This window comes from Streptomyces sp. NPDC055239 (assembly GCF_053606205.1).
This window is the reverse complement of record NZ_JBSGRD010000003.1, coordinates 314,460-334,285: the sequence shown is the minus strand read 5'-3', so window position 1 is coordinate 334,285 and position 19,826 is coordinate 314,460. Positions and strand designations below refer to the sequence as shown.

Below are 19,826 nucleotides of genomic sequence, written 5' to 3'. Positions count from 1 at the left end.
CGCTGGTGTCCGGATCTGTCATGAAACGTGAGGCGGCGCGGCGTGGGGCGAGGGCGATGGCGGGCGGTCGGCAGTGCTCTGTGGCGCTCCGTCGCCGTCTGGTTGGTCAGTACGCTCACCATGCTCGCGCTCGCCGGGATCCTGCCCGACTTCAAGCTGCAGTCCGACAACGGTGACAGCGCCACCCGCATCGCCATCACGGCCGCCCTGGGCGCCGGTGCCTTCGGACTGCTCTCCTCGCTGGTCTGGCCCCTGCTCGTACGGGCCCTGCTGCTCGTGCCCGCGCTCGTCCTTGGCCTTCTCGCCTTCTTCCTCAACGGCTCGCTGCTGCTGCTCGCCCTGAGACTCATCCCCGACGGCCGAGGTGACGCCAACCCCGAGACCGCCGTCGTCGTGGCCGCCGTCATGTCCGCCGTGGCCTCCGCCACCGGCGGCGCGCTCGCCGTCCGCGACGACGATGCCTACCGCCGCCGTCTCTACCGCCTCGCCGACCGCCGCCGCCGACGACGCCGTGCCGAAGGACAGACCGGCCCCGTCCCGCCCGGCACGGTCTTCATCCAGCTCGACGGCGTGGGACACGACGTCCTGCGCGCCGCGGCGGAGAAGGGCCTGATGCCGACGATCGCGGGCTGGCTCGGCCAGGAGGGTGAGCCGAGCCACCGCCTCACCCCCTGGCGCACCGACTGGTCGAGCCAGACCGGGGCGAGCCAGCTCGGCATCCTGCACGGCTCCAACCACGACGTCCCCGCCTTCCGCTGGTACGAGAAGGACACCGGCGAGGTCATGGTCTCCAACCGGCCCGCTTCCGCCGTCGAACTCCAGCGCCGCGCCATCGAGCACACCGGCGACGGCGGTCTCCTCACCGTCGACGGCGCCAGCCGCGGCAACCTCTTCAGCGGCGGCGCCGAGCAGATCGCCCTCGTGCTCTCCATGGCCGCACGCCGGGGCAAGGAGAACCGCTCGCGCGCCGGGTACTTCGCCTACTTCTCCGATCCCGCCAACGCCGTCCGCACCGCTCTGTCCTTCGTCGCCGAGGTGGGCCGCGAGATCGGCGAGTCGACCCGCGCCCGGATCAAGAAGCGGCGCCCGCGCATCGGGCGCGGCGGGCTCTACCCCTTCATCCGCGCCTTCGCGACCGTCGTCGAGCGCGATGTCGTCGTCACGGCGGTCGTCGGGGACATGCTCGTCGGGCGCACCGCGGTCTACGCTGACCTCGTCGCGTACGACGAAGTGGCCCACCACTCGGGGCCGAGCGGCAGCGACACCGACAAGGTGCTCCAGCGGCTCGACCGGTCCCTGGCGCTGATCGCGAAAGTCGCCGAACACGCGCCCCGCGCCTACCGCATCGTGGTCCTCTCCGACCACGGCCAGAGCCCGGGCGAGACCTTCCGCGCCCGCTACGGCCTCACTCTCGGCGACCTCGTCAAGGCCGGCTGCGGCCTGCCCGTGCCGCGCAAGGCGCGCCGCACGCACAGCGGCGCCGAGGCCCGCTCGGCGGTGCGCGCCGCGCTGCGCCGCCCCGTCGAGGAGGGTGCGGGGCAGCACCGCCCGGCCCGTGAGGCGGAGCCCATCGTGCTCGCCTCCGGCAACCTCGGCCTCGTCTCCTTCCCCGACGTCCCGCACCGCATGACCCGGGAGGAGATCGACGAGCGCAACCCGGCGCTCCTGCCCACCCTCGCCAACCACCCGGGTATCGGCTTCCTCCTGGTACGCAGTCAGGAGCGCGGCGCGGTCGTCCTGGGCGCGCGCGGCAGCGAGGTGTACCTCGAAGAGGACCCCGGCGACCTGGGGCCGCTCACGGACTTCGGGCCCGGCGCCGCCGACGCCGTGCGCCGCACGGACGGTTTCCCGCACGTCGCCGACATCATGGTCAACTCCTGGTACGACCCCCAGGACGGCGAAGTCCTCGCCTTCGAGGAGCAGATCGGCTCGCACGGCGGACTCGGCGGGGACCAGGCCCACCCGTTCCTCCTCGCGCCCCTCGTGCTCTCCGCGCCGGTCGGCGAGGGGCAGGAACTGGTCGGCGCCGAGCGCGTCCACGGAGTGCTCCGGCGCTGGCTCGGCGAGTATCAGGGCCCCGAGGTTCCGCTGGCCGGAGGGGGCGCCGCCCAGGGCACGCTGAACGCGTGAATGGCGGCCCGCGAAGAGCGGACCGCCACCCACTGATTCCCCGACCCCCGCCGGTCCGGGAATTCCCCCCTCGGGCCCGGTTGCTCGCTACCTGGCGAGCGGTGCGACCACCCAGCGGCGGGTGGTGAACATGCCGTCGGGCGGGCCGATCTCGATCAGCTTGCGGGCGGCCGGGTAGGCCTCGTTGCCCTCGATCTCATAGCCGACGTCGAACGTGCCCGGCACGTCCCTGACCTGCGGTTCCTGCTGCGCCTTCGCACCCTTGCCGCCCGAATCGCCCGCCGTGACGGCGGCGAGCTCGGCCAGCAGCCTCTGCTGTGCCGCGGCGAGGGCCTGGCGCGGGTCGCGTGCCCGCGGCGCCGCCGTCGCCTTGCCGCCCTGGGGAGGCGGCGAGATGTCGGTGCTCGGCTCGCGCGTCGTGCCGGTGGCCTCGCGCGTGGAGATCTGCGCCTGGACGACGGTCGCGTCGTTGTCCAGGACCACGCGGAGGATGCCGCGGTCGGGCGTGATGACCGGTACGCCGTCGAAGACCTGCCGGAACGTCACATGGGTCTCGAGAGACACCGGCTGCCCGAGTTCCGAGCCGTCCTTCGCCCCGGAGTTCTGCATCAGGTCGTGCACGCTGTCCACGACGAGCTCGGCGCCGTCGGCGTGCTGCTCCGCGAACGCGCGCGCCGCCTCGACCGCCCGCTCCGTGGGCAGCTGGCGCAGGTTGCGGTGGTTGGCCTCGGCGAGCTTGACCCACCGGACGGCGTGCGGTGCCGTGGAGATGACCCGGTCACCGGAGGTCGCGTTGAGCACGCCCTGCCGCTCGACCTGCACCTCTTGCAGCGCCGCCGACGGGAAGTCGGCGATGCGGCCCAGCTTGGTGAGCTCCTCGCCGGGGTCGCGCGGCGCGAGCTGGACGATCTGCGGGCTGCTCGGCGCGAGAGTCAGCGGCTCCCTGAGGCTGTCGCGGGCGTAGTACCAGCACCACGCGTACCAGTTGTCCGGCACGTGCTCGCGGTAGAGGGTGCGCTCGCCGTTGAGCCGTGCGGTGGCCTCGGCCTGGGTGTTGCCGACGGCGGCGACCGAGGGCGCCTGGCCCTTGTAGATGTCCCAGCTCGCGTTCAGCCAGGCGTCGGTGAACGTCTGCCCGGCCCGCCACTTCTCCCAGAACTTCTTTCCGTAGTCCGGGCTGTCGATGCTGACGCTCTCGAACCCGAAGATCATGCGGAAGCCGATGTTGGGCCCGGCCCAGGTGCGGATCGGGGAGTGCCCGCCGAGCACCCTGAGAGAGTTGCAGGTGGACCAGAAGACGTAGTTCGCCTTCTCGTTGCCCAGCGCCATCCGGTTGGACACCGCGTCACTGCGGCCGTCCCAGACCGCGCCCAGTGGCGCGAAGAAGACGCCGTTGCCGTCCATACCGCCGTGGCCCGAGTGGTACACGGCGACCACCGCGTCCATCCCGTACCGGTCCTGCCAGTTGTCGTACGTCTCCTCGTACGCCCATACCTGCGCCCCGGCGTCCGCGAACCAGAAGTTGCGGTCGTAGAACTGCTGGAGGTACGCCAGCCACCCGGTGGCGTCCTCGTGGGTGTGGAAGAGAGTGTTCTGGTTGACGAACTTCTGGATGCTGAAGGCTCCCCACCAGCCGAACGTCGAGTCGCGTGGAGTGGCGGCCCCCGGCTTCGCCCCTTCCAGCGGGGACGGACCGCGGTCCGAGTAGTTCATGCGCATGGCCAAACCCCCTGAGTGATCTCCTCGTTCCGTGCGCGAGGGGGCCTCAAAGTGTCACCGCCCGACTGCCTTGCCCAGTTGCCATTCCGGCCATAGCTACTGCGCACCTGGGCTCTCGTCGCGCCTCGGACGCCTCAGTGACCGCCACCCGTGGGCCGGTCTTCACGTGCTCCGGGCCGGGGTGTGATCGGATGGGCGCACGGATGTTCCGGAACGCATCACGGAACCGCACTGAAGGGATCTACATCGTGGCTACCACGCGCTCCGCGCACACGGTCTGGGAAGGCAACCTGCTGGAGGGCTCCGGCACCGTCACCTTCGACTCCTCCGGGATCGGGGAGCAGGCCGTGTCCTGGCCGTCCCGCGCCGAGCAGGCCAACGGCAAGACCAGCCCGGAGGAGCTCATCGCCGCCGCGCACTCCAGCTGCTTCTCCATGGCCTTCTCCAACGGCCTCGCCCAGGCCGGCACCCCGCCGACCCGCCTGGTCACGTCCGCCGACGTGACGTTCCAGCCGGGTACCGGCATCACCGGCATCCACCTCACCGTCGAGGGCACGGTGCCGGGCATCGACGAGGCCGCGTTCACCGCCGCCGCCGAGGACGCCAAGAAGAACTGCCCCGTGAGCCAGGCGCTGACGGGCACGACCATCACGCTGACGGCGAAGCTGGCCTGACGCGGTTCGGACCGTGCCGCCGTCCCTTCTGGGGGCGGCGGCACAGCCATATGCGGCATTGACAATATGCCGCTCAAGTTTTGTGATGGAGGTCGAAGTACGTCGGTCAACGGGCTCGCGGTGGAAGGGGACTGGACATGGCACGTGCAGTCGGGATCGACCTCGGTACGACGAACTCGGTGGTGGCCGTCCTGGAGGGCGGTGATCCCACGGTCGTGGCCAACGCGGAGGGAGCGCGCACCACACCCTCGGTCATCGCCTTCGCGAAGAACGGCGACGTCCTCGTCGGAGAGGTCGCCAAGCGGCAGGCGGTCACCAATGTGGAGCGCACCGCACGCTCCGTCAAGCGCTATATGGGCGACGGCAGTTGGCGTTTCCCTGAGGACGGGTCCGTGGACGGTACCCGGTACACCGCCCAGGAGCTCTCCGCCCGCGTCCTGCAGAAGCTCAAGCGAGACGCGGAGTCCTATCTGGGCGAGGACGTCACGGACGCGGTCGTCACCGTCCCCGCGTACTTCGACGACACACAGCGCCAGGCCACCAAGGAAGCCGGCGAGATCGCGGGCCTGAAGGTGCTCCGCATCATCAACGAACCGACGGCCGCGGCCCTCGCGTACGGCCTCGACAAGGGCGACGACCAGACGGTCCTCGTCTTCGACCTGGGCGGCGGCACCTTCGACGTCTCGCTCCTGGAGATGGGCGACGGCGTCATCGAGGTGAAGGCCACCAACGGCGACACGCAGCTGGGCGGCGACGACTGGGACCAGCGCATCGTCGAGCACCTGGTGCGCCAGTTCAAGAACGGGCACGGGGTGGACCTCGGCAAGGACAAGATGGCGCTGCAACGCCTGCGCGAGGCCGCCGAGAAGGCGAAGATCGAGCTGTCGTCGTCGAGCGAGACGGACATCAACCTGCCGTACGTCACCGCGTCGGCGGAAGGCCCGCTGCACCTGGCGGAGAAGCTGACCCGCGCTCAGTTCCAGGAGCTGACGGCGGACTTGCTGGAGCGCTGTCGCGGCCCCTTCCACCAGGCGGTGAAGGACGCGGGCGTGAAGCTCTCGGCCGTCGACCACGTGATCCTGGTGGGTGGCTCGACGCGGATGCCCGCGGTGACCGGCCTGGTCAAGGAACTCACCGGGAGCGAGCCGCACAAGGGGGTCAACCCCGACGAGGTGGTGGCGCTCGGCGCGGCGCTCCAGGCGGGTGTGATCAGGGGTGACGTGAAGGACGTACTACTCCTGGACGTGACGCCGCTGTCTCTCGGGATCGAGACCAAGGGCGGCATCATGACCAAGCTCATCGAACGCAACACGACCATTCCCACCCGGCGTTCGGAGACCTTCTCGACAGCAGAGGACAACCAGCCGTCGGTCGGCATCCAGGTCTTCCAGGGCGAGCGGGAGATAGCCGCGTACAACAAGAAGCTGGGCGTCTTCGACCTCACCGGGCTGCCCCCTGCTCCCCGCGGCGTCCCCAAGATCGAGGTCACCTTCGACATCGACGCCAACGGCATCATGCACGTCTCCGCGAAGGACGAGGCGACCGGGCGCGAGCAGCGCATGACGGTGACGGGCGGTTCCGCGCTGCCCAAGGACGACATCAACCGCATGGTGCGGGAGGCGGAAGAGCACGCGGAGGAGGACCGCAAGCGGCGCGAGGCCGCGGAGACCCGCAACCAGGCGGAGCAGCTCGTCTACCAGACGGAGCGGTTCCTCCAGGAGAACGAGGAGCGGATCCCCGCGGAGACCAGGACCGAAGTGGAGTCCGCGGCCACGGAGTTGAAGGCCCTCCTGAAGGACAAGGCCGACGACACGGCGGCGCTGCGCGTGGCTGCGGAGAAACTGGCGACCGTCAGCCAGCGGATGGGCCAGGCGATGTACGCGGCTTCCGGCGAGGGCGCCCAGCAGGAACAGGGGGCCCCGGGCGCCTCTGCCGAGGAGGGCGTGGTGGACGCCGAGATCGTGGACGACGAGAAGCCGGGGGATCAGGGCAAGGAGAAGGGTTCCCAGGGCTAGCCCCCGCCCCGGCAGCGGCGGGGGATCAACCCTGGGAGCTCACGACCCCGTCTTCTCCCAGCCCCGCCGCTCCGGACGAGGCCCGACCCTGCTCGGGTCCTTGCTCCGGTAGACCACGTACGGCCGGAACAGGTACTGCACCGGCGCGCTGAACATGTGCACGAGCCGCGTGAACGGAATCAGCGCGAACAGCGCCATCCCGACCACCGCGTGGATCTGGTACAGGACCGGGACCCCCGCCATCATTCCCGTGTCCGGCTGGAGGGTGAACAGGCTGCGCGCCCAAGGGGCGATGGACTCACGGTAGTTGTAGCCGTCGCCGGAAGCGTGCGTCAGCTTGGCCACCATGCCGAGCACGATCGCCGCGAACAGCACCAGGTACATCAGCTTGTCGTTGGCGGTCGTGGCCCGGAACACCGGCGCGTTGGTGCGCCGCCGGTAGAGCAGCAGCAGGATGCCGAGCACCAGCATGATTCCCGCCGCCGTGCCGCCGTACAGCGAGAACAGGTGGTACGTGTGCTCGCTCACGCCCGTCTTCTCCGTCCACGACTCCGGTACGAAGAGACCCACCAGATGCCCGACGAGCACGAAGAGGATGCCGTAGTGGAACATCGGCGACGCGATGTTCAGGAGCTTCGACTCGTACACCTGCGACGAACGTGTCGTCCAGCCGAACTTGTCGTAGCGGTAGCGCCAGGCCAGGCCCGCAGCCAGGAGGACGACGGCCACGTACGGGATGACGCCCCACAGCAGCGTTCTCATCAGTGCTCCCCGATCATTGCGAAGGGTTCGAGGCCGACGTCCTCCCGCGGCGGCCCCGACCGGGCAAGGGCCTGCGCCTCGGCCCTGTCCTTCGGCGAGGGCCCCGGCAGCGTCGCGCACACCGCCTGGAGCACGGACGCGTACGGCGTGCCGAAGTCGGTGAGGGCGAGCCGCAGCAGTTCGAGGCCCGGCCGGTGCTCCTGGAGGAGGACAGGACCGGCGTGCGCGGAGAACTCCAGGACCGCGGGCAGGAAGTCGGGCAGCTCCTCGCCGGTGAACTCCATCCCGTGCTCCCTGTAGACCTCCTTGAAGCGGACCAGGGCCATCCCGCGCCGCCGCGTGTCACCGTCGCGCCACCAGCTCAGGTAGAGGCTGTGGCGGTTCTTGAAGTCGAAGACCTGGACGTAGTGCGCGGCGAGTTCGGACGCGTCGGTCGCCGCCGCGTGCGTCAGGAATCCGTCCAACTCGGTTGCGGCGGCTCGCAATTGCGGCAGCAGACCACGGAACTCGTCGTCCGGGTAGGACAGGCAGTGCGCGGCTGCCTGGTAGAGCACGGCGTTGTCGCTCACGGTGTGTCCTTGTCGGCGGCGGACGGCTGCTCGTCGGCGGTCTGCCGGTTCCGCAGCGCGTGGAAGTTCTCGATGGTCACCAGGGGGAGCTGCTTGCGGCCCGAGTCCTGGCCGAACGGCCCGTCCCCGCCCATGCCGGGACCACCCTCGTGGTCGAGGCTGCACGAGTCCGGAAGCGCCGACTCCTCAAGGCGCTGCGCGTCGCCGACCGCGGCGGTCGGGATGACGTAGCGGTCCTCGTACTTGGCGATGGCGAGCAGCCGGTACATCTCCTCGATCTCCTGGCCCGACATGCCCACGGAGTCGGCGACCGAACTGTCGGGAGAATCCCCGAGGTTGATTGCCCGCATGTGTGCCCGCATCGCCGCCAGCTTCTCGAGGGAGGACCGCACCGGACCCACGTCACCGGCGGTGAAGATCTCCGCGAGGTATTCGAGCGGGATGCGCAGGGTGTCGATCGCGCCGAACAGGTTGTCCAGGTCCTCGCCGTCGTGCCCGGTCTCGCTCAGCGCGTCCACGACCGGCGAGAGCGGCGGGATGTACCAGACCATCGGCATCGTCCGGTACTCCGGATGCAGCGGGAGCGCCACCTTGTACTTGCTGATCAGCGCGTGCACGGGGGAGCGGCGTGCCGCCTCGACCCAGTCGTGGCCGATCCCGGCCCGCTCGGCCTCGCGCCGCACATCGGGGTCCTCCGGATCGAGGAACACCCCCAGCTGGGACTCGTACAGCGCCGTGTCGTCCTGTACCGACGCCGCCTCCGTCACCTTGTCGGCGTCGTAGAGGATCACACCGAGGTAGCGCAGGCGGCCCACGCACGTCTCCGAGCAGACCGTGGGCAGGCCCACCTCCAGGCGCGGGTAACACATCGTGCACTTCTCGGCCTTGCCGGTGCGATGGTTGAAGTACACCTTCTTGTACGGGCATCCCGTCACGCACTTGCGCCAGCCGCGGCAGCTGTCCTGGTCGACCAGGACGATGCCGTCCTCCTCGCGCTTGTACATTGCCCCGGAGGGGCAGGCCGCCACGCACGACGGGTTCAGGCAGTGCTCGCAGATCCGTGGCAGATAGAACATGAAGGTCTGTTCGAAGGCGAACTTGACCTTCTCCGCGGCCTTCTCGCGGGTCTTGGCCACCATCGGGTCGAGGTCGCCGTACTCCGTCGCGCCGCCCAGGTTGTCGTCCCAGTTCGAGGACCACTCGATCTTCATGGGCTTGCCGCTGATCAGCGAGCGCGGTTCGGCGACCGGGTAGTCGTCGCCGAGAGGGGCGTCGGTGAGGTTCTTGTACTCGTACGTCCAGGGCTCGTAGTAGTCCTTGATCTCCGGCAGCTTGGGGTTGGAGAAGATCTCGAGGAGGGCCTTGAACCGGCCGCCGCTCTTGAGCTTCAGGGCGCCGCGCTTGTTCAGCTCCCAGCCGCCGCGCCACTTCTCCTGGTCCTCGTAGCGGCGCGGATAGCCCTGGCCCGGACGGGTCTCGACGTTGTTGAACCAGACGTACTCCATGCCGTCGCGGTTGGTCCACGCCTGCTTGCAGGTGACGGAGCAGGTGTGGCAGCCGATGCACTTGTCGAGATTCATGACCATGGCGATCTGAGCCATAACGCGCATCAGTACTGAACCTCCTGGCTGCGGCGGCGGATGACTGTGACTTCGTCGCGCTGGTTTCCCGTCGGGCCCAGGTAGTTGAACGCCCACGACAACTGGGCGTAACCGCCGATGAGATGGGACGGCTTGAGGATGAGGCGGGTCAGGGAGTTGTGGATGCCGCCGCGCTTGCCTGTGGTCTCCGTCTTGGGGACGTTGACCGTGCGTTCCTGCGCGTGGTGCATGTAGACCGTGCCGGCCGGCATCCGGTGCGAGACGACGGCTCGCGCCACCACCACGCCGTTGCGGTTGACCGCCTCGATCCAGTCGTTGTCCTTCACGCCGATCGCGTCCGCGTCCTGCGGCGCCATCCAGATGCACTGGCCGCCCCGGGAGAGCGACAGCATGAAGAGGTTGTCCTGGTACTCGGAGTGGATGGACCACTTGTTGTGCGGGGTGAGATAGCGGACCGTCACTTCCTTCTCGCCGTCAGGGCCGAGCCGTGGCTCTCCGAAGAGGCGGTTCATGTCCAGGGGCGGCCGGTAGACGGGCATCGCCTCGCCCAGCTCGTGGATCCAGTCGTGGTCGAGGAAGAAGTGCTGGCGCCCGGTGAGCGTGTGCCAGGGCTTCAGATGCTCGGTGTTGAGCGTGAACGCCGTGTAGCGGCGCCCGCCGGCCTCGCTGCCCGACCACTCGGGCGAGGTGATCACGGGGACGGGGGCCGCCTGGGTGTCGGCGTACGTGACGCGCTTGCCCTCGTGCTCTGCTGCCAGGTGTGCCATCTCCTGACCCGTGCGCTCCTCCAGAGTGTGGAAGCCCTGGGTGGCGAGGCGGCCGTTGGTCGTGCCGGACAGGGCCAGGATGGTGTTCGCCGCCTTGATGGCCGTGTCCAGGGCGGGGCGGCCGTCCGCGGGGCCGCCGCGTACGACGCCGTTGCGCTCGCGCAGCTCGTCGACCTCCTGGTCCGGACGGAACGCGATGCCCTTCGCGGGCAGGCCCAGCTTCTCCGCGAGCGGGCCGAGCGCCGCGAACTTCGCGCCGATCGCGGTGTAGTCCCGCTCGACCACCGTCAGGCCCGGCATCGTCTTGCCCGGGATCGCCTCGCACTCGCCCTTGCGCCAGTCCAGGACGACACCGCCGGGCTGCGCCGTCTCGCCGGGGGTGTCGTGCTGGAGCGCGGTGGCGACGAGGTCCTTGCGTACGCCGAGATGGTCCACGGACAGCTCGCTGAGCCGCTCCGCGATCGCCTTGAACGTGTCGAAGTCGGTGCGCGCCTGCCAGGGCGGGTCGACGGCCGGGGTGAAGGAGTGGACGTAGGGGTGCATGTCCGTGGAGGACAGGTCGTGCTTCTCGTACCAGGTCGCCGCGGGCAGGACCACGTCCGAGAGCAGCGTCGACGAGGTCTGGCGGAAGTCCAGCGAGACGAGCAGGTCGAGCTTGCCCTCGGGGGCCTCGTCGTGCCACTTCACGGTCGAAGGACGCTCGTCTGGCTCCGCCTCCTCGGCCCGCAGCGAGGAGTGCGTGCCGAGCAGGTGTTTGGTGAAGTACTCCGCGCCCTTGGCCGAGGAGCCGAGCAGGTTGGCGCGCCACAGCGTCAGGACGCGCGGCCAGTTCTCCGGTGCGTCCGGGTCCTCGCAGGCGAAGTTGAGGGTGCCCGCCTTGAGCTCGTCGACGACATTGGTCACCGGGTCGCCCGACGCGCCTGAAGTCTCGCCAAGATCAAGGGAGTTGCGGTCGAAGGTCGGGTAGGAGGGCATCCATCCGGTGCGTGCCGAGAGCGCGAGGCAGTCGGCGCCCGTCATCCCCGCGAACCGGCCCTCACCGAGCGGCGAGGCGAGCACGTCCGCCGCGAACTTGTCGTAGCGCCACTGATCGGTGTTCAGGAACCAGTAGGCGGCGCCGATCATCTGCCGCGGCGGCCTGCTCCAGTCGTTCGCGCTGGCGAGCGTCGCCCAGCCCGTCGCGGGGCGGCACTTCTCCTGCCCCACGTAGTGCGCCCAACCGCCGCCGTTGCGGCCCTGGCAGCCGGTCAGCTGGAGCAGCGCGAGGAAGGCACGGTAGATCGTCTCGGAGTGGAACCAGTGGTTGGTCCCCGCCCCCATGAGGATCATGCAGCGGCCCTGGGACTTCTCGGCGGTCTGCGCGAACTCCCGCGCGATCTTCACGGCCTTCGCGGCGGGGACCGAGGTGTGCGCCTCCTGCCAGGCCGGGGTGCCGGGTGCGTCGGCATCCTCGTACGAAGAAGGCCAGTCGCCCGGCAGCCCCTCGCGGCCGACGCCGTACTGCGCGAGCAGCAGGTCGAAGACCGTCGTGACAAGCGGCCCGTCCTGCCCGCCGAGCCGCGTGGCGGGCACCCCGCGGCGGACGATCTCACCGCGGCCCTGGCCGTGCGTGCCGCCCTCGGTGTCGAAGCGGGGGAGCAGCACCTCGACGCCCGTCGCGACGTCGGAGTCGTGCAGGGAGAGCTGCGGCTTGATGTCGCCGAGCTCCAGATTCCACTTGCCCTTGCCGGACTCGGTCCAGCGGAAGCCGAGCGAGCCGTTCGGTACGGCGGGCTGCCCGGTGTTCTCGTCCAGGACGGCCGTCTTCCAGTCGCCGCCCTCGCCGCTCTGCCCGAGGTCGGTGGCGCGCAGGAACTTCGACGGGACGTACGCGCCGTCGCGCTCGGTCAGCGTCACCAGGAAGGGCAGGTCGGTGAACTTGCGTACGTAGTCGGTGAAGAAGTCCGTCCGCCGGTCGACGAAGAACTCCTTGAGGATGACGTGGCCCATCGCGATGGCGAGGGCCCCGTCCGTGCCGGGGTGCGGGTGCAGCCACTCGTCGGCGAATTTGGTGTTGTCCGCGTAGTCCGGTGACACGGCGACGACCTTCTGGCCGCGGTAGCGCGCCTCGGCCATCCAGTGGGCGTCCGGGGTACGCGTCACCGGGACGTTCGAGCCCCACATCATCAGATACGCGGCGTCCCACCAGTCGCCCGACTCCGGTACGTCGGTCTGGTCGCCGAACACCTGCGGCGAGGCCACCGGCAGGTCCGCGTACCAGTCGTAGAAGGAGAGCATGGGCGCGCCGATCAGCGACATGAAGCGGGCGCCCGCCGCGTGCGACACCATCGACATCGCGGGGATGGGGGAGAAGCCCGCCACCCGGTCGGGGCCGTGCGTCTTGATCGTGTGGACGTGCGCAGCCGCGATGATCTCGACGGCCTCGTCCCACGTCGCCCGCACCAACCCGCCCTTGCCGCGCGCCTGTTGGTACGTCCTGCGCCGCTCCGGGTCGCCCTGGATGTCCGCCCAGGCGAGCACCGGGTCCCGCAGCCGGGACTTCGCCTCGCGGTACATCTCCAGGAGCACGCCGCGCAGGTACGGGTAGCGCACGCGGGTCGGCGAGTACGTGTACCAGGAGAACGCGGCGCCGCGCGGGCAGCCGCGCGGCTCGTACTCGGGGCGGTCGGGGCCGACGGAGGGATAGTCGGTCTGCTGGGTCTCCCAGGTGATGATGCCGTCCTTGACGTACACCTTCCAGCGGCAGGATCCCGTGCAGTTCACGCCGTGCGTCGAGTTCACGACCTTGTCGTGGCTCCACCGGTCCCGGTAGAAGGCGTCCGCGTCCCGGCCGCCGACGAGTCCGATGCTGTGCAGGTCGGGGGCGGCGGTGCCCCGGCGGAAGAACTTTCCCGCGCGCAGCAGCGCGGCGCCGGGCTCGGTCGTGTCTGTCACCCTTGAGCTCCCTAAGTCTGCCTTTCAACGAACCTAGGTGCGGTGCGGCGGGGGCACACGGCGGCGACGGCCGTACGGGTTGTGGGGCGCCCGGCGCTGCGGGGCGCCGTCCTTACCCCTGAGGTAATCGACCCCCGCACGGGGGCCCGCCAAAGTGGTCGTACCGGATCCGGTCCGGCGCACTCCGGCCCGGATCCGGCCTCCCTTCCCCCTTTTCCCTTCCGCTCCTGGAGGCAGGTCTCTCATGTCGACGTATTCCGCGCACCCGCTCACCGTATTGGCCCGCACGGACGACCCCAAGGCGATGCTGCGCCGATTTCTCGCTCTCGACGCGGTCGTGACGGCCGGGAACGGCATCGCGTACGCCGCCGCTTCGGGCCCGCTCGGGCGCTTCCTCGGGGTCGACGCGGGGCTCCTGCTCGGCCTCGGCGTCTTCCTCACGCTGTACGGGGCGGGCGTCGGCTACCTCGCGTCACGCAAGAGCCCGCCCACGCTGCCCGTGCGCGCGGTGATCGAGGCGAACGCGGCCTGGGCGGTGCTCAGCGTCGTCGCCCTGGTCGCCTGGCTCGCGCCAAGCACGGCGGGCGCGGTGTGGATCCCGCTCCAGGCCGTGACCGTGGGTGGCTTCGCCGCGCTGCAGTACGCGGCGCTGCGGGCCCTGCGGAGCTAGGGTCCCAGCGTCCTAGGCCTGCGGGGGCGCCTCGGTGCCGCGCGCGTCGAAGCGGGTGCGGGCGGCATCGATCTCGGCGAGGTACTTGTGGGTCCAGGCGCACATGCCGTCGACCGTGGCGAGCAGCCCCTCGCCCGCCTCGGTCAGGCGGTACTCGACGCGTGGCGGCACGGTGGCGTACACCGTCCGGTGCACGACGCCGTCGCGCTCCAGGCCGCGCAGGGTCTGGGTGAGCATCTTGTGGCTGATGCCGTCCACCGCGGTGCGCAGCTCGGTGAAGCGCAGCGTCCGGTCGGCCAGGGCGTTGATGATCAGCAGCGCCCACTTGTTGGCCACGCCGGCGAAGATCTCGCGGGCCAGCGAGTCGGCGCGCGTCAGGTCGGCGTCGTCGGAATGGCCGCTGCTTCTCTGCTTGGTCCCCATGCTTTCCCTTTCACCAGCTGCTAGGACGTCGGCGACTGAAGATATTTGACCGTCGCCGGGTCGGCAGGGAGCAGCGTCTCGATGGCCAGCTCGGCGACCGTCACGTCCATGGGTGTGTTGAACGTCGAGATCGACGAGATGAACGAGAGCAGGTGACCGTCGTGCTCGATGCGCAGGGGCAGCGCGAAGTAGGGCGCTCCGCTCTGCGACCCGTCGGCCTCGAAGACGTCGACACCGGGATCCTCCACCGGATACGCCGCCACCTCCTCGTACACCGCACGCAGCGCGTCGGAGCGCTGCAACGCGATCTGCCGCTCCATCTGGTGCAGCAGATGCCCCCGCCACTCACGCAGATTGCGGATCTTGGGGGCGAGGCCCTCGGGGTGGAGCGTGAGCCGCATGGCGTTCAGCGGCGGTTGCAGGAGGTGCTCGGGGACGCCTTCGAGGATCATCGCGATGCCGCCGTTCGCCGCGATCACGTCGTACGTCGCGTCGACGACCAGGGCGGGATAGGGCTCGTAGCCGCGCAGGAGCTGCTCAAGGCCTTCCCGCAGGGCCCCCATCGAGGGGTCGTCCAACGGGGTCTCGCGGAAGCGGGGCGCGTAACCGGCCGCGAGGAGGAGGGAGTTGCGCTCCCGCACGGGTACGTCGAGGTGCTCGGCGAGGCGAAGCACGATCTCCTCGCTCGGGCGTGACCTGCCGGTCTCGATGAAGCTGATGTGCCGTGACGAGGAGTCGGCGCGCAGGGCCAGTTCCAGCTGGCTCACCTTGCGCCGCTCGCGCCAGCCGCGCAGGAGCGGACCGACGCCGTGGCTTTCCCTGGTGGTCACGGCAGTTGTCATACCCAGACAGTAATCGAAAGGGTTCGCGATCCGCGGGGCACATGGTCCGCGTCCGTGGCCCGATCGGAGCCGTGCGGGAGGCGCTGTGGCAGGCTGAGGGCTGTACGTACACAGCCTGAGAGCCGTACGTACATACGTACTCCCTACGCACGTGAAGGAGCGCGGCCATGTCACTCGAACCGCTGTCGCAGAAGGACGTCGAGGAGCGGCTCGCGGAGCTGCCCGGCTGGTCGCTCGAAGGCGGCCGGATCACCCGCTCCTTCCAGCTCGGCTCGCACTTCGCGGCGACCGCGATGGTCGTCCACATCGCGCAGATCCAGGAGGATCTTGGCCACCACTCCGAGCTGACGCTCGGGTACAACACTGTCTCCCTTTCGGCGAACACCCACAGCGCGGGCGGCGCGCTCACCACGCTCGACTTCGACCTGGCCCACCGGGTCGAGGAGTCGGCGGTCGGTCACGGAGCGATCTGAGCGCCGATGCTGGACTACGGCAGGGAAGCAGACCGCTATGACGCGTCTCGGGGCGGCGAGCCCCGCGCCGACGCGGCTGCCGGGGCGGTCCGCGACCTGCTGCCGCCGGACGCCCGCACACTCCTGGACGTCGCCTGCGGCACGGGCCTGGTCACCCGGCGCCTCGCCGGGGCGGGCCTGCGGGTGACCGGAGTGGACTCGGCGCACAACATGGCGCGCATGGCGTCGGGGCGACTGCCGGGCGCGATCATCCTCGGCGACAGCCGCCAACTCCCTTTCTTTGACGCCTCGTTCGACGCCGTGTCCGCGGTGTGGCTGCTGCATCTGCTGTCCGGCCCCGAGGAGGCGGCTGCGGTCGTCGCCGAGTGCGCACGGGTGCTGCGGCCCGGCGGTGTGTTCGTCACGACCGTCGACAAGGCCGCCGCGCACGACGTGGGCAGCGACATCGACGCCGCTCTCGCCCCGCGCCCGGTGGGCCCGGCGGTCGACCGCTCCCAGGCCGTCGAGGCGTACGCGGCGGCGCGGGGCCTGACCCCGGTCGGCGAGACCTGGTTCCGCGGCCACGGTCAGGGGCGCTCGCCCCGCTCCACGGTCGACGACATCGCCCGGGGATGGTTCACGCAGATCCCGCCCGACGGCCCCCTGGCCGAACGCATCACGGCGAGCCTGGCGTCCCTGCCCGACCAGGAAGTACCGCGCCCCGACCCACGGTTCACACTCCGGTCGTTCCGGAGGCCGCCCGCGCGACGGACCACCGCGTTTGCCGAAACCGCAAGGTGATTGGCCAGGGCGGAGTCGGCGGCGCACGCTGGGAGACGGCTCCGACCTCACTCCCGAACACACGAAGGCGGCGGCAGAGACGATGGCCCACGACGACGACCACGAGCACGGCCACAAGCACAGCCACAGCCACCAGCACAGTCACAGCCACGAGGACATCGACTGGGCCACGATGGGCCCGATGCTGGAGCGGAACGCGCAGCTCGCGGCCCCGCAGAACCGCGAGATCGCCGCGTGGCTGCGCACCTGGCAGCCGGAGCCCACGCTGATCGCGGACGTGGGCAGCGGTTCAGGCTCCGTCTCCTTCCTTCTCGCCGAGACCTTCCCCAAGGCCGAGGTGATCGCGGTGGACCCGGCGGAGCCGCTACTGGAGCGCGCACGGGAGCGGGCCGCCCGGGAGGGCCTGAAAGACAGGTTCAGGACGTTCCAGGCGGAACTCCCCGAGGGAATCGGCGAGTTGCCACTGACGGATCTCCTCTGGATCGGCCGCGCCCTGCACCACGTGGGCGACCAGGAAGCAGCCCTCGCCGCCCTCGCGGACCGCCTGGCGCAGGGCGGCGCGATCTCACTCCTGGAGGGCGGCCTGAACCAGCGCAGCCTGCCCCGCGACATCGGCTTCGGCCGCCCGGGTCTCCAGACCCGCTTCGACCTGGCGGACGAGAAGTGGTTCACGCGGATGCGCGCGGAGCTGCCGGGCGCGAAGGCGGTCACGGAGGACTGGCCCACGCTCCTCACCGAGGCGGGCCTGCGCCACGCGGGCACCCGCTCGTTCCTCCTGGACCTGCCGGCCCCGGTCTCCGACGCCGCCCGCGCCCAGATCATCTCCGAGCTCGCCCGCCGCCGCGAGATGCACGAGGACACTCTCGAAGCCGACGACCTGACCACCGTCGACCGCCTCCTGAACGCGAACGACGAGCAGAGCCTGCACCACCGGCCTGATGTGTTTCTGCTGTCGGTGCAGACGGTGCATGTGGGGGTCAAGAGCTAGAGCGCATCTTTCAACTACCGGTGCTCAGGGGTGCTGTTGACGATAAGTTGGCCGCAGCGACCGAAGGAGCGAGCCAACCCGGACATTGCTTGGTCAGGCAAGGCGATCTCCTTGCGCGAGCGGACACTTGAAGCCCGGATCAGAGTGCTGGGGGAGAACCACCGCGACACCCGGCGGTCGTACGCCGGACTTGCCACGGCTCTGCGCGAGTCCGGCCAGCACGAGCGTGCCGACGCGCTGGAACGACAGAGCGGCGCCCCCGCCCGGCCTGAACCGGACGGGGACGCCCCAAGGTGACTTCAGCCTGCGGACGCGGGCTCAGACCACGTCGAACTCAGCCGGATCCGCACCCAACCGCCGGTCCTCGTTCAGCGCGCTGATCGCCGCCATGTCCTCGGGGTCGAGCTCGAAGCCGAAGACGTCGATGTTCTCCTTGATCCGCGACGGGGTCACGGACTTGGGGATCACGACGTTGCCCAGCTGGATGTGCCAGCGCAGGACGACCTGCGCGGGCGTGCGTCCGTGCTTCCGGGCGATCGCGACGATCGCCGGGACGTCCAGGAGGCCCTTGCCCTGGCCGAGCGGGGACCAGGCCTCCGTGGCGATGCCCTGTTCCGCGTGGAACTCGCGGGAGACGCGCTGCTGGAGGTGCGGGTGGAGTTCGATCTGGTTGACCGCAGGGACGACCGACGTCTCGGCGAGCAGCTGCTCCAGGTGCTGGGGCAGGAAGTTCGAGACGCCGATGGACTTCGCGCGGCCGTCGGCGTGGATCTTCTCGAGCGCCTTGTACGTGTCGACGGCGAGGCCCTTGGAGGGCAGCGGCCAGTGGATCAGGTACAGGTCCACATGGTCGAGGCCGAGCTTCTCCAGGGACAGGTCGAAGGCGCGGAGCGTCGAGTCGTAGCCCTGGTCGGAATTCCAGACCTTGGTCGTGACGAAGAGCTCTTCGCGGGCGATGCCGGAAGCGGCGATGGCCTTTCCGGTGCCCTTTTCGTTGGCGTAGAGGGTCGCGGTGTCGATGCTGCGGTACCCGGCCTCCAGCGCCGTCGCGACGGCCGACTCGGCCTCGTCGTCCGGGACTTGCCAGACGCCGAAACCGAGCTGCGGCATCTCGACGCCATTGTTCAGGATGATCGGGGGGACCTTGCTCACGAGCTCTCGATCCTTAAGTCGTCGGGTGGTGCTCCCATGGTCAACGATCAGATGCGGTGCTGCATTCCTTGACCACTCCCGGGTGAAGCCCGGGTGTTTTTTGGTCCGCACCATTGACCGCGTTCCGTCATGCCGCGACTCTATTGCACGTCACTGAACGCAGAACACTCATGTGAACGCCTGGTGAACTCGTCACCGCACCCCCGCTCCATCCCCTTCACCGGGGCCTCCCGCGTTTTCAGATCGTTAGGAACCCTTCCTAACAACGCAAAGGAGAACACACCCCCCATGTCACCCACCCCCCGCAAGACGGCCACCGCACTGGCCGTGGCCGGAGTCCTCGCGACGACGGCGTCCCTAGCCCTGGCCGCGCAGTCGTCGGCCGCACCTCCGCAGGCCAAGGCGGACACGGCCAAGGCGTCCGCGTCCGGCACCATCCACGCCGCCCCGTACGAGTACCTCGGCTGGGGCAGCCCTCAGAAGCCCACCGACGTGATGGCCGCGACCGGCGTCAAGTGGTTCACGCTCGCCTTCATCCTGTCCGACGGCGGCTGCAACCCGGCCTGGGACGGCAGCCGCCCGCTGAAGGGCGGCTCCGACGAGTCCGCCATCAAGTCCATACGCGGCGCCGGCGGGGACATCGTCGTCTCCGTCGGCGGCTGGAGCGGTGCCAAGCTCGGCGAGAAGTGCAGTAACGCCACCGCACTCGCCGGGGCGTACCAGAAGGTCATCGACGCCTACAAGCTCAAGGCGTTCGACATCGACATCGAGGACACCGAGTTCAGCAATGCGACCGTGCGCCAGCGCGTGGTCGACGCCCTCAAGATCGTGAAGCAGAAGAACCCCGGAATCGTCACCTACGTGACCATGGGGACGACCCCGAGCGGCCCTGACGCCACCGGCAAGGACCTGATCAAGCGCGGCGCCGCGGCCGGTCTCGACAACAACGCCTGGGTGGTCATGCCGTTCGACTTCGGCAGTCACAGCGGTTCCATGGGTGACGCCTCGGTCAGCGCCCTTGAAGGCCTGAAGGGCGCGGTCAAGAGTGCCTACGGCTACAGCGACGCCGACGCGTACAAACGCATCGGCATCTCCTCGATGAACGGCAAGACCGACGTGGCGGGCGAGACCGTCACCACGGGCGACTTCAAGAAGATCCTGGCCTACGCGCAGCAGCATCACATCGCGCGGTTCTCCTTCTGGGCCGTCAACCGCGACCGCGACTGCTCGTCCGGCGGAAGCGCCGGTGACTCGTGCAGCGGCGTGTCGCAGGCTCCGTACGACTTCACCAAAATCGTCGCCCAGTACGGAGGTTGAGCGCGCCTGC

At 69.7% G+C, this 19,826-nt stretch carries 17 protein-coding genes; 9 read left to right on the top strand and 8 right to left on the bottom strand.

What is annotated here, in order from left to right; genetic code table 11:
- Positions 1 to 42 precede the first annotated feature (42 nt).
- Entirely contained in the window at positions 43 to 2,130 is a 2,088-nt protein-coding gene (locus ACWFRJ_RS12410; protein WP_453528003.1) for a phage holin family protein, read from the top strand.
- An 87-nt stretch (positions 2,131 to 2,217) separates the two neighbouring features.
- On the opposite strand, the gene ACWFRJ_RS12405 is transcribed toward ACWFRJ_RS12410, so the two are convergent.
- Positions 2,218 to 3,849 (bottom strand): DUF6345 domain-containing protein, encoded by a 1,632-nt coding sequence (locus ACWFRJ_RS12405; protein ID WP_453528000.1) that lies wholly within the window; start codon positions 3,847 to 3,849, stop codon positions 2,218 to 2,220.
- Positions 3,850 to 4,097: 248 nt separating this feature from the next.
- On the opposite strand from ACWFRJ_RS12405, the gene ACWFRJ_RS12400 reads away from it, so the two are divergent.
- Both ACWFRJ_RS12400 and dnaK read left to right on the top strand, forming a co-directional pair.
- Positions 4,098 to 4,523, top strand: coding sequence for an OsmC family peroxiredoxin (locus ACWFRJ_RS12400; protein ID WP_389900772.1), 426 nt, complete (start codon positions 4,098 to 4,100; stop codon positions 4,521 to 4,523).
- 137 nt (positions 4,524 to 4,660) lie between these two features.
- Positions 4,661 to 6,538, top strand: coding sequence for a molecular chaperone DnaK (dnaK, locus tag ACWFRJ_RS12395; RefSeq protein ID WP_453527996.1), 1,878 nt, complete (start codon positions 4,661 to 4,663; stop codon positions 6,536 to 6,538).
- 39 nt (positions 6,539 to 6,577) lie between these two features.
- On the opposite strand, the gene narI is transcribed toward dnaK, so the two are convergent.
- Genes narI through ACWFRJ_RS12375 form a run of 4 tightly spaced genes read right to left on the bottom strand, consistent with a single transcriptional unit; the run spans position 6,578 to position 13,171 of the window.
- Positions 6,578 to 7,300, bottom strand: coding sequence for a respiratory nitrate reductase subunit gamma (gene narI / locus ACWFRJ_RS12390; protein ID WP_453527993.1), 723 nt, complete (start codon positions 7,298 to 7,300; stop codon positions 6,578 to 6,580).
- Positions 7,300 to 7,869 carry a nitrate reductase molybdenum cofactor assembly chaperone gene (gene narJ / locus ACWFRJ_RS12385; RefSeq protein WP_453527990.1) on the bottom strand — a complete coding sequence of 190 codons (570 nt, stop codon included), beginning with the start codon at positions 7,867 to 7,869 and terminating at the stop codon, positions 7,300 to 7,302. The genes narI and narJ overlap by 1 nt, the downstream gene beginning before the upstream one ends.
- Complete coding sequence (gene narH / locus ACWFRJ_RS12380; protein ID WP_453527987.1) at positions 7,866 to 9,479, bottom strand: nitrate reductase subunit beta; 1,614 nt, start codon at positions 9,477 to 9,479, stop codon at positions 7,866 to 7,868. The genes narJ and narH overlap by 4 nt, the downstream gene beginning before the upstream one ends.
- Entirely contained in the window at positions 9,479 to 13,171 is a 3,693-nt protein-coding gene (locus ACWFRJ_RS12375) for a nitrate reductase subunit alpha (RefSeq protein WP_453527984.1), read from the bottom strand. The genes narH and ACWFRJ_RS12375 overlap by 1 nt, the downstream gene beginning before the upstream one ends.
- Before the next feature lie 244 nt (positions 13,172 to 13,415).
- On the opposite strand from ACWFRJ_RS12375, the gene ACWFRJ_RS12370 reads away from it, so the two are divergent.
- Positions 13,416 to 13,841 (top strand): hypothetical protein, encoded by a 426-nt coding sequence (locus tag ACWFRJ_RS12370; RefSeq protein ID WP_453527979.1) that lies wholly within the window; start codon positions 13,416 to 13,418, stop codon positions 13,839 to 13,841.
- A gap of 12 nt (positions 13,842 to 13,853) precedes the next feature.
- Here the strand turns inward: ACWFRJ_RS12370 and ACWFRJ_RS12365 are convergent, their stop codons facing one another.
- The gene (locus ACWFRJ_RS12365; protein WP_453527976.1) at positions 13,854 to 14,264 is read right to left on the bottom strand and encodes a winged helix-turn-helix transcriptional regulator; all 411 of its coding nucleotides are present in this window, start codon (positions 14,262 to 14,264) and stop codon (positions 13,854 to 13,856) included.
- A 20-nt stretch (positions 14,265 to 14,284) separates the two neighbouring features.
- Positions 14,285 to 15,094 (bottom strand): helix-turn-helix domain-containing protein, encoded by an 810-nt coding sequence (locus ACWFRJ_RS12360; RefSeq protein WP_453527973.1) that lies wholly within the window; start codon positions 15,092 to 15,094, stop codon positions 14,285 to 14,287.
- A 179-nt stretch (positions 15,095 to 15,273) separates the two neighbouring features.
- Here ACWFRJ_RS12360 and ACWFRJ_RS12355 point away from each other — a divergent pair, with 179 nt between their 5' ends.
- From ACWFRJ_RS12355 to ACWFRJ_RS12340, 4 genes are all read left to right on the top strand, one after another.
- The gene (locus ACWFRJ_RS12355) at positions 15,274 to 15,579 is read left to right on the top strand and encodes a 4a-hydroxytetrahydrobiopterin dehydratase (RefSeq protein WP_453527970.1); all 306 of its coding nucleotides are present in this window, start codon (positions 15,274 to 15,276) and stop codon (positions 15,577 to 15,579) included.
- A 6-nt stretch (positions 15,580 to 15,585) separates the two neighbouring features.
- Entirely contained in the window at positions 15,586 to 16,359 is a 774-nt protein-coding gene (locus ACWFRJ_RS12350) for a class I SAM-dependent methyltransferase (RefSeq protein WP_453527967.1), read from the top strand.
- Positions 16,360 to 16,441: 82 nt separating this feature from the next.
- Positions 16,442 to 17,347, top strand: a complete 906-nt coding sequence (locus tag ACWFRJ_RS12345) for a methyltransferase (RefSeq protein ID WP_453527964.1) — start codon at positions 16,442 to 16,444, stop codon at positions 17,345 to 17,347.
- Positions 17,348 to 17,458: 111 nt separating this feature from the next.
- Entirely contained in the window at positions 17,459 to 17,644 is a 186-nt protein-coding gene (locus ACWFRJ_RS12340; RefSeq protein WP_453527961.1) for a tetratricopeptide repeat protein, read from the top strand.
- Positions 17,645 to 17,665: 21 nt separating this feature from the next.
- Here the strand turns inward: ACWFRJ_RS12340 and ACWFRJ_RS12335 are convergent, their stop codons facing one another.
- The gene (locus tag ACWFRJ_RS12335; protein ID WP_453529592.1) at positions 17,666 to 18,457 is read right to left on the bottom strand and encodes an aldo/keto reductase; all 792 of its coding nucleotides are present in this window, start codon (positions 18,455 to 18,457) and stop codon (positions 17,666 to 17,668) included.
- A gap of 330 nt (positions 18,458 to 18,787) precedes the next feature.
- On the opposite strand from ACWFRJ_RS12335, the gene ACWFRJ_RS12330 reads away from it, so the two are divergent.
- Entirely contained in the window at positions 18,788 to 19,816 is a 1,029-nt protein-coding gene (locus ACWFRJ_RS12330; RefSeq protein ID WP_453527958.1) for a chitinase, read from the top strand.
- The last annotated feature ends 10 nt before the right edge of the window (positions 19,817 to 19,826 follow it).

Coding starts and splice junctions, on each gene's coding strand:
- ACWFRJ_RS12345 (WP_453527964.1), top strand. CDS start 16,442: ATGGCCCACGACGACGACCACGAGCACGGCCACAAGCACAGCCACAGC.
- ACWFRJ_RS12355 (WP_453527970.1), top strand. CDS start 15,274: ATGTCACTCGAACCGCTGTCGCAGAAGGACGTCGAGGAGCGGCTCGCG.
- narI (WP_453527993.1), bottom strand. CDS start 7,300: ATGAGAACGCTGCTGTGGGGCGTCATCCCGTACGTGGCCGTCGTCCTC.
- ACWFRJ_RS12330 (WP_453527958.1), top strand. CDS start 18,788: ATGTCACCCACCCCCCGCAAGACGGCCACCGCACTGGCCGTGGCCGGA.
- ACWFRJ_RS12405 (WP_453528000.1), bottom strand. CDS start 3,849: ATGCGCATGAACTACTCGGACCGCGGTCCGTCCCCGCTGGAAGGGGCG.
- narH (WP_453527987.1), bottom strand. CDS start 9,479: ATGCGCGTTATGGCTCAGATCGCCATGGTCATGAATCTCGACAAGTGC.
- ACWFRJ_RS12365 (WP_453527976.1), bottom strand. CDS start 14,264: ATGGGGACCAAGCAGAGAAGCAGCGGCCATTCCGACGACGCCGACCTG.
- ACWFRJ_RS12350 (WP_453527967.1), top strand. CDS start 15,586: ATGCTGGACTACGGCAGGGAAGCAGACCGCTATGACGCGTCTCGGGGC.
- ACWFRJ_RS12370 (WP_453527979.1), top strand. CDS start 13,416: ATGTCGACGTATTCCGCGCACCCGCTCACCGTATTGGCCCGCACGGAC.
- dnaK (WP_453527996.1), top strand. CDS start 4,661: ATGGCACGTGCAGTCGGGATCGACCTCGGTACGACGAACTCGGTGGTG.
- ACWFRJ_RS12335 (WP_453529592.1), bottom strand. CDS start 18,457: ATGCCGCAGCTCGGTTTCGGCGTCTGGCAAGTCCCGGACGACGAGGCC.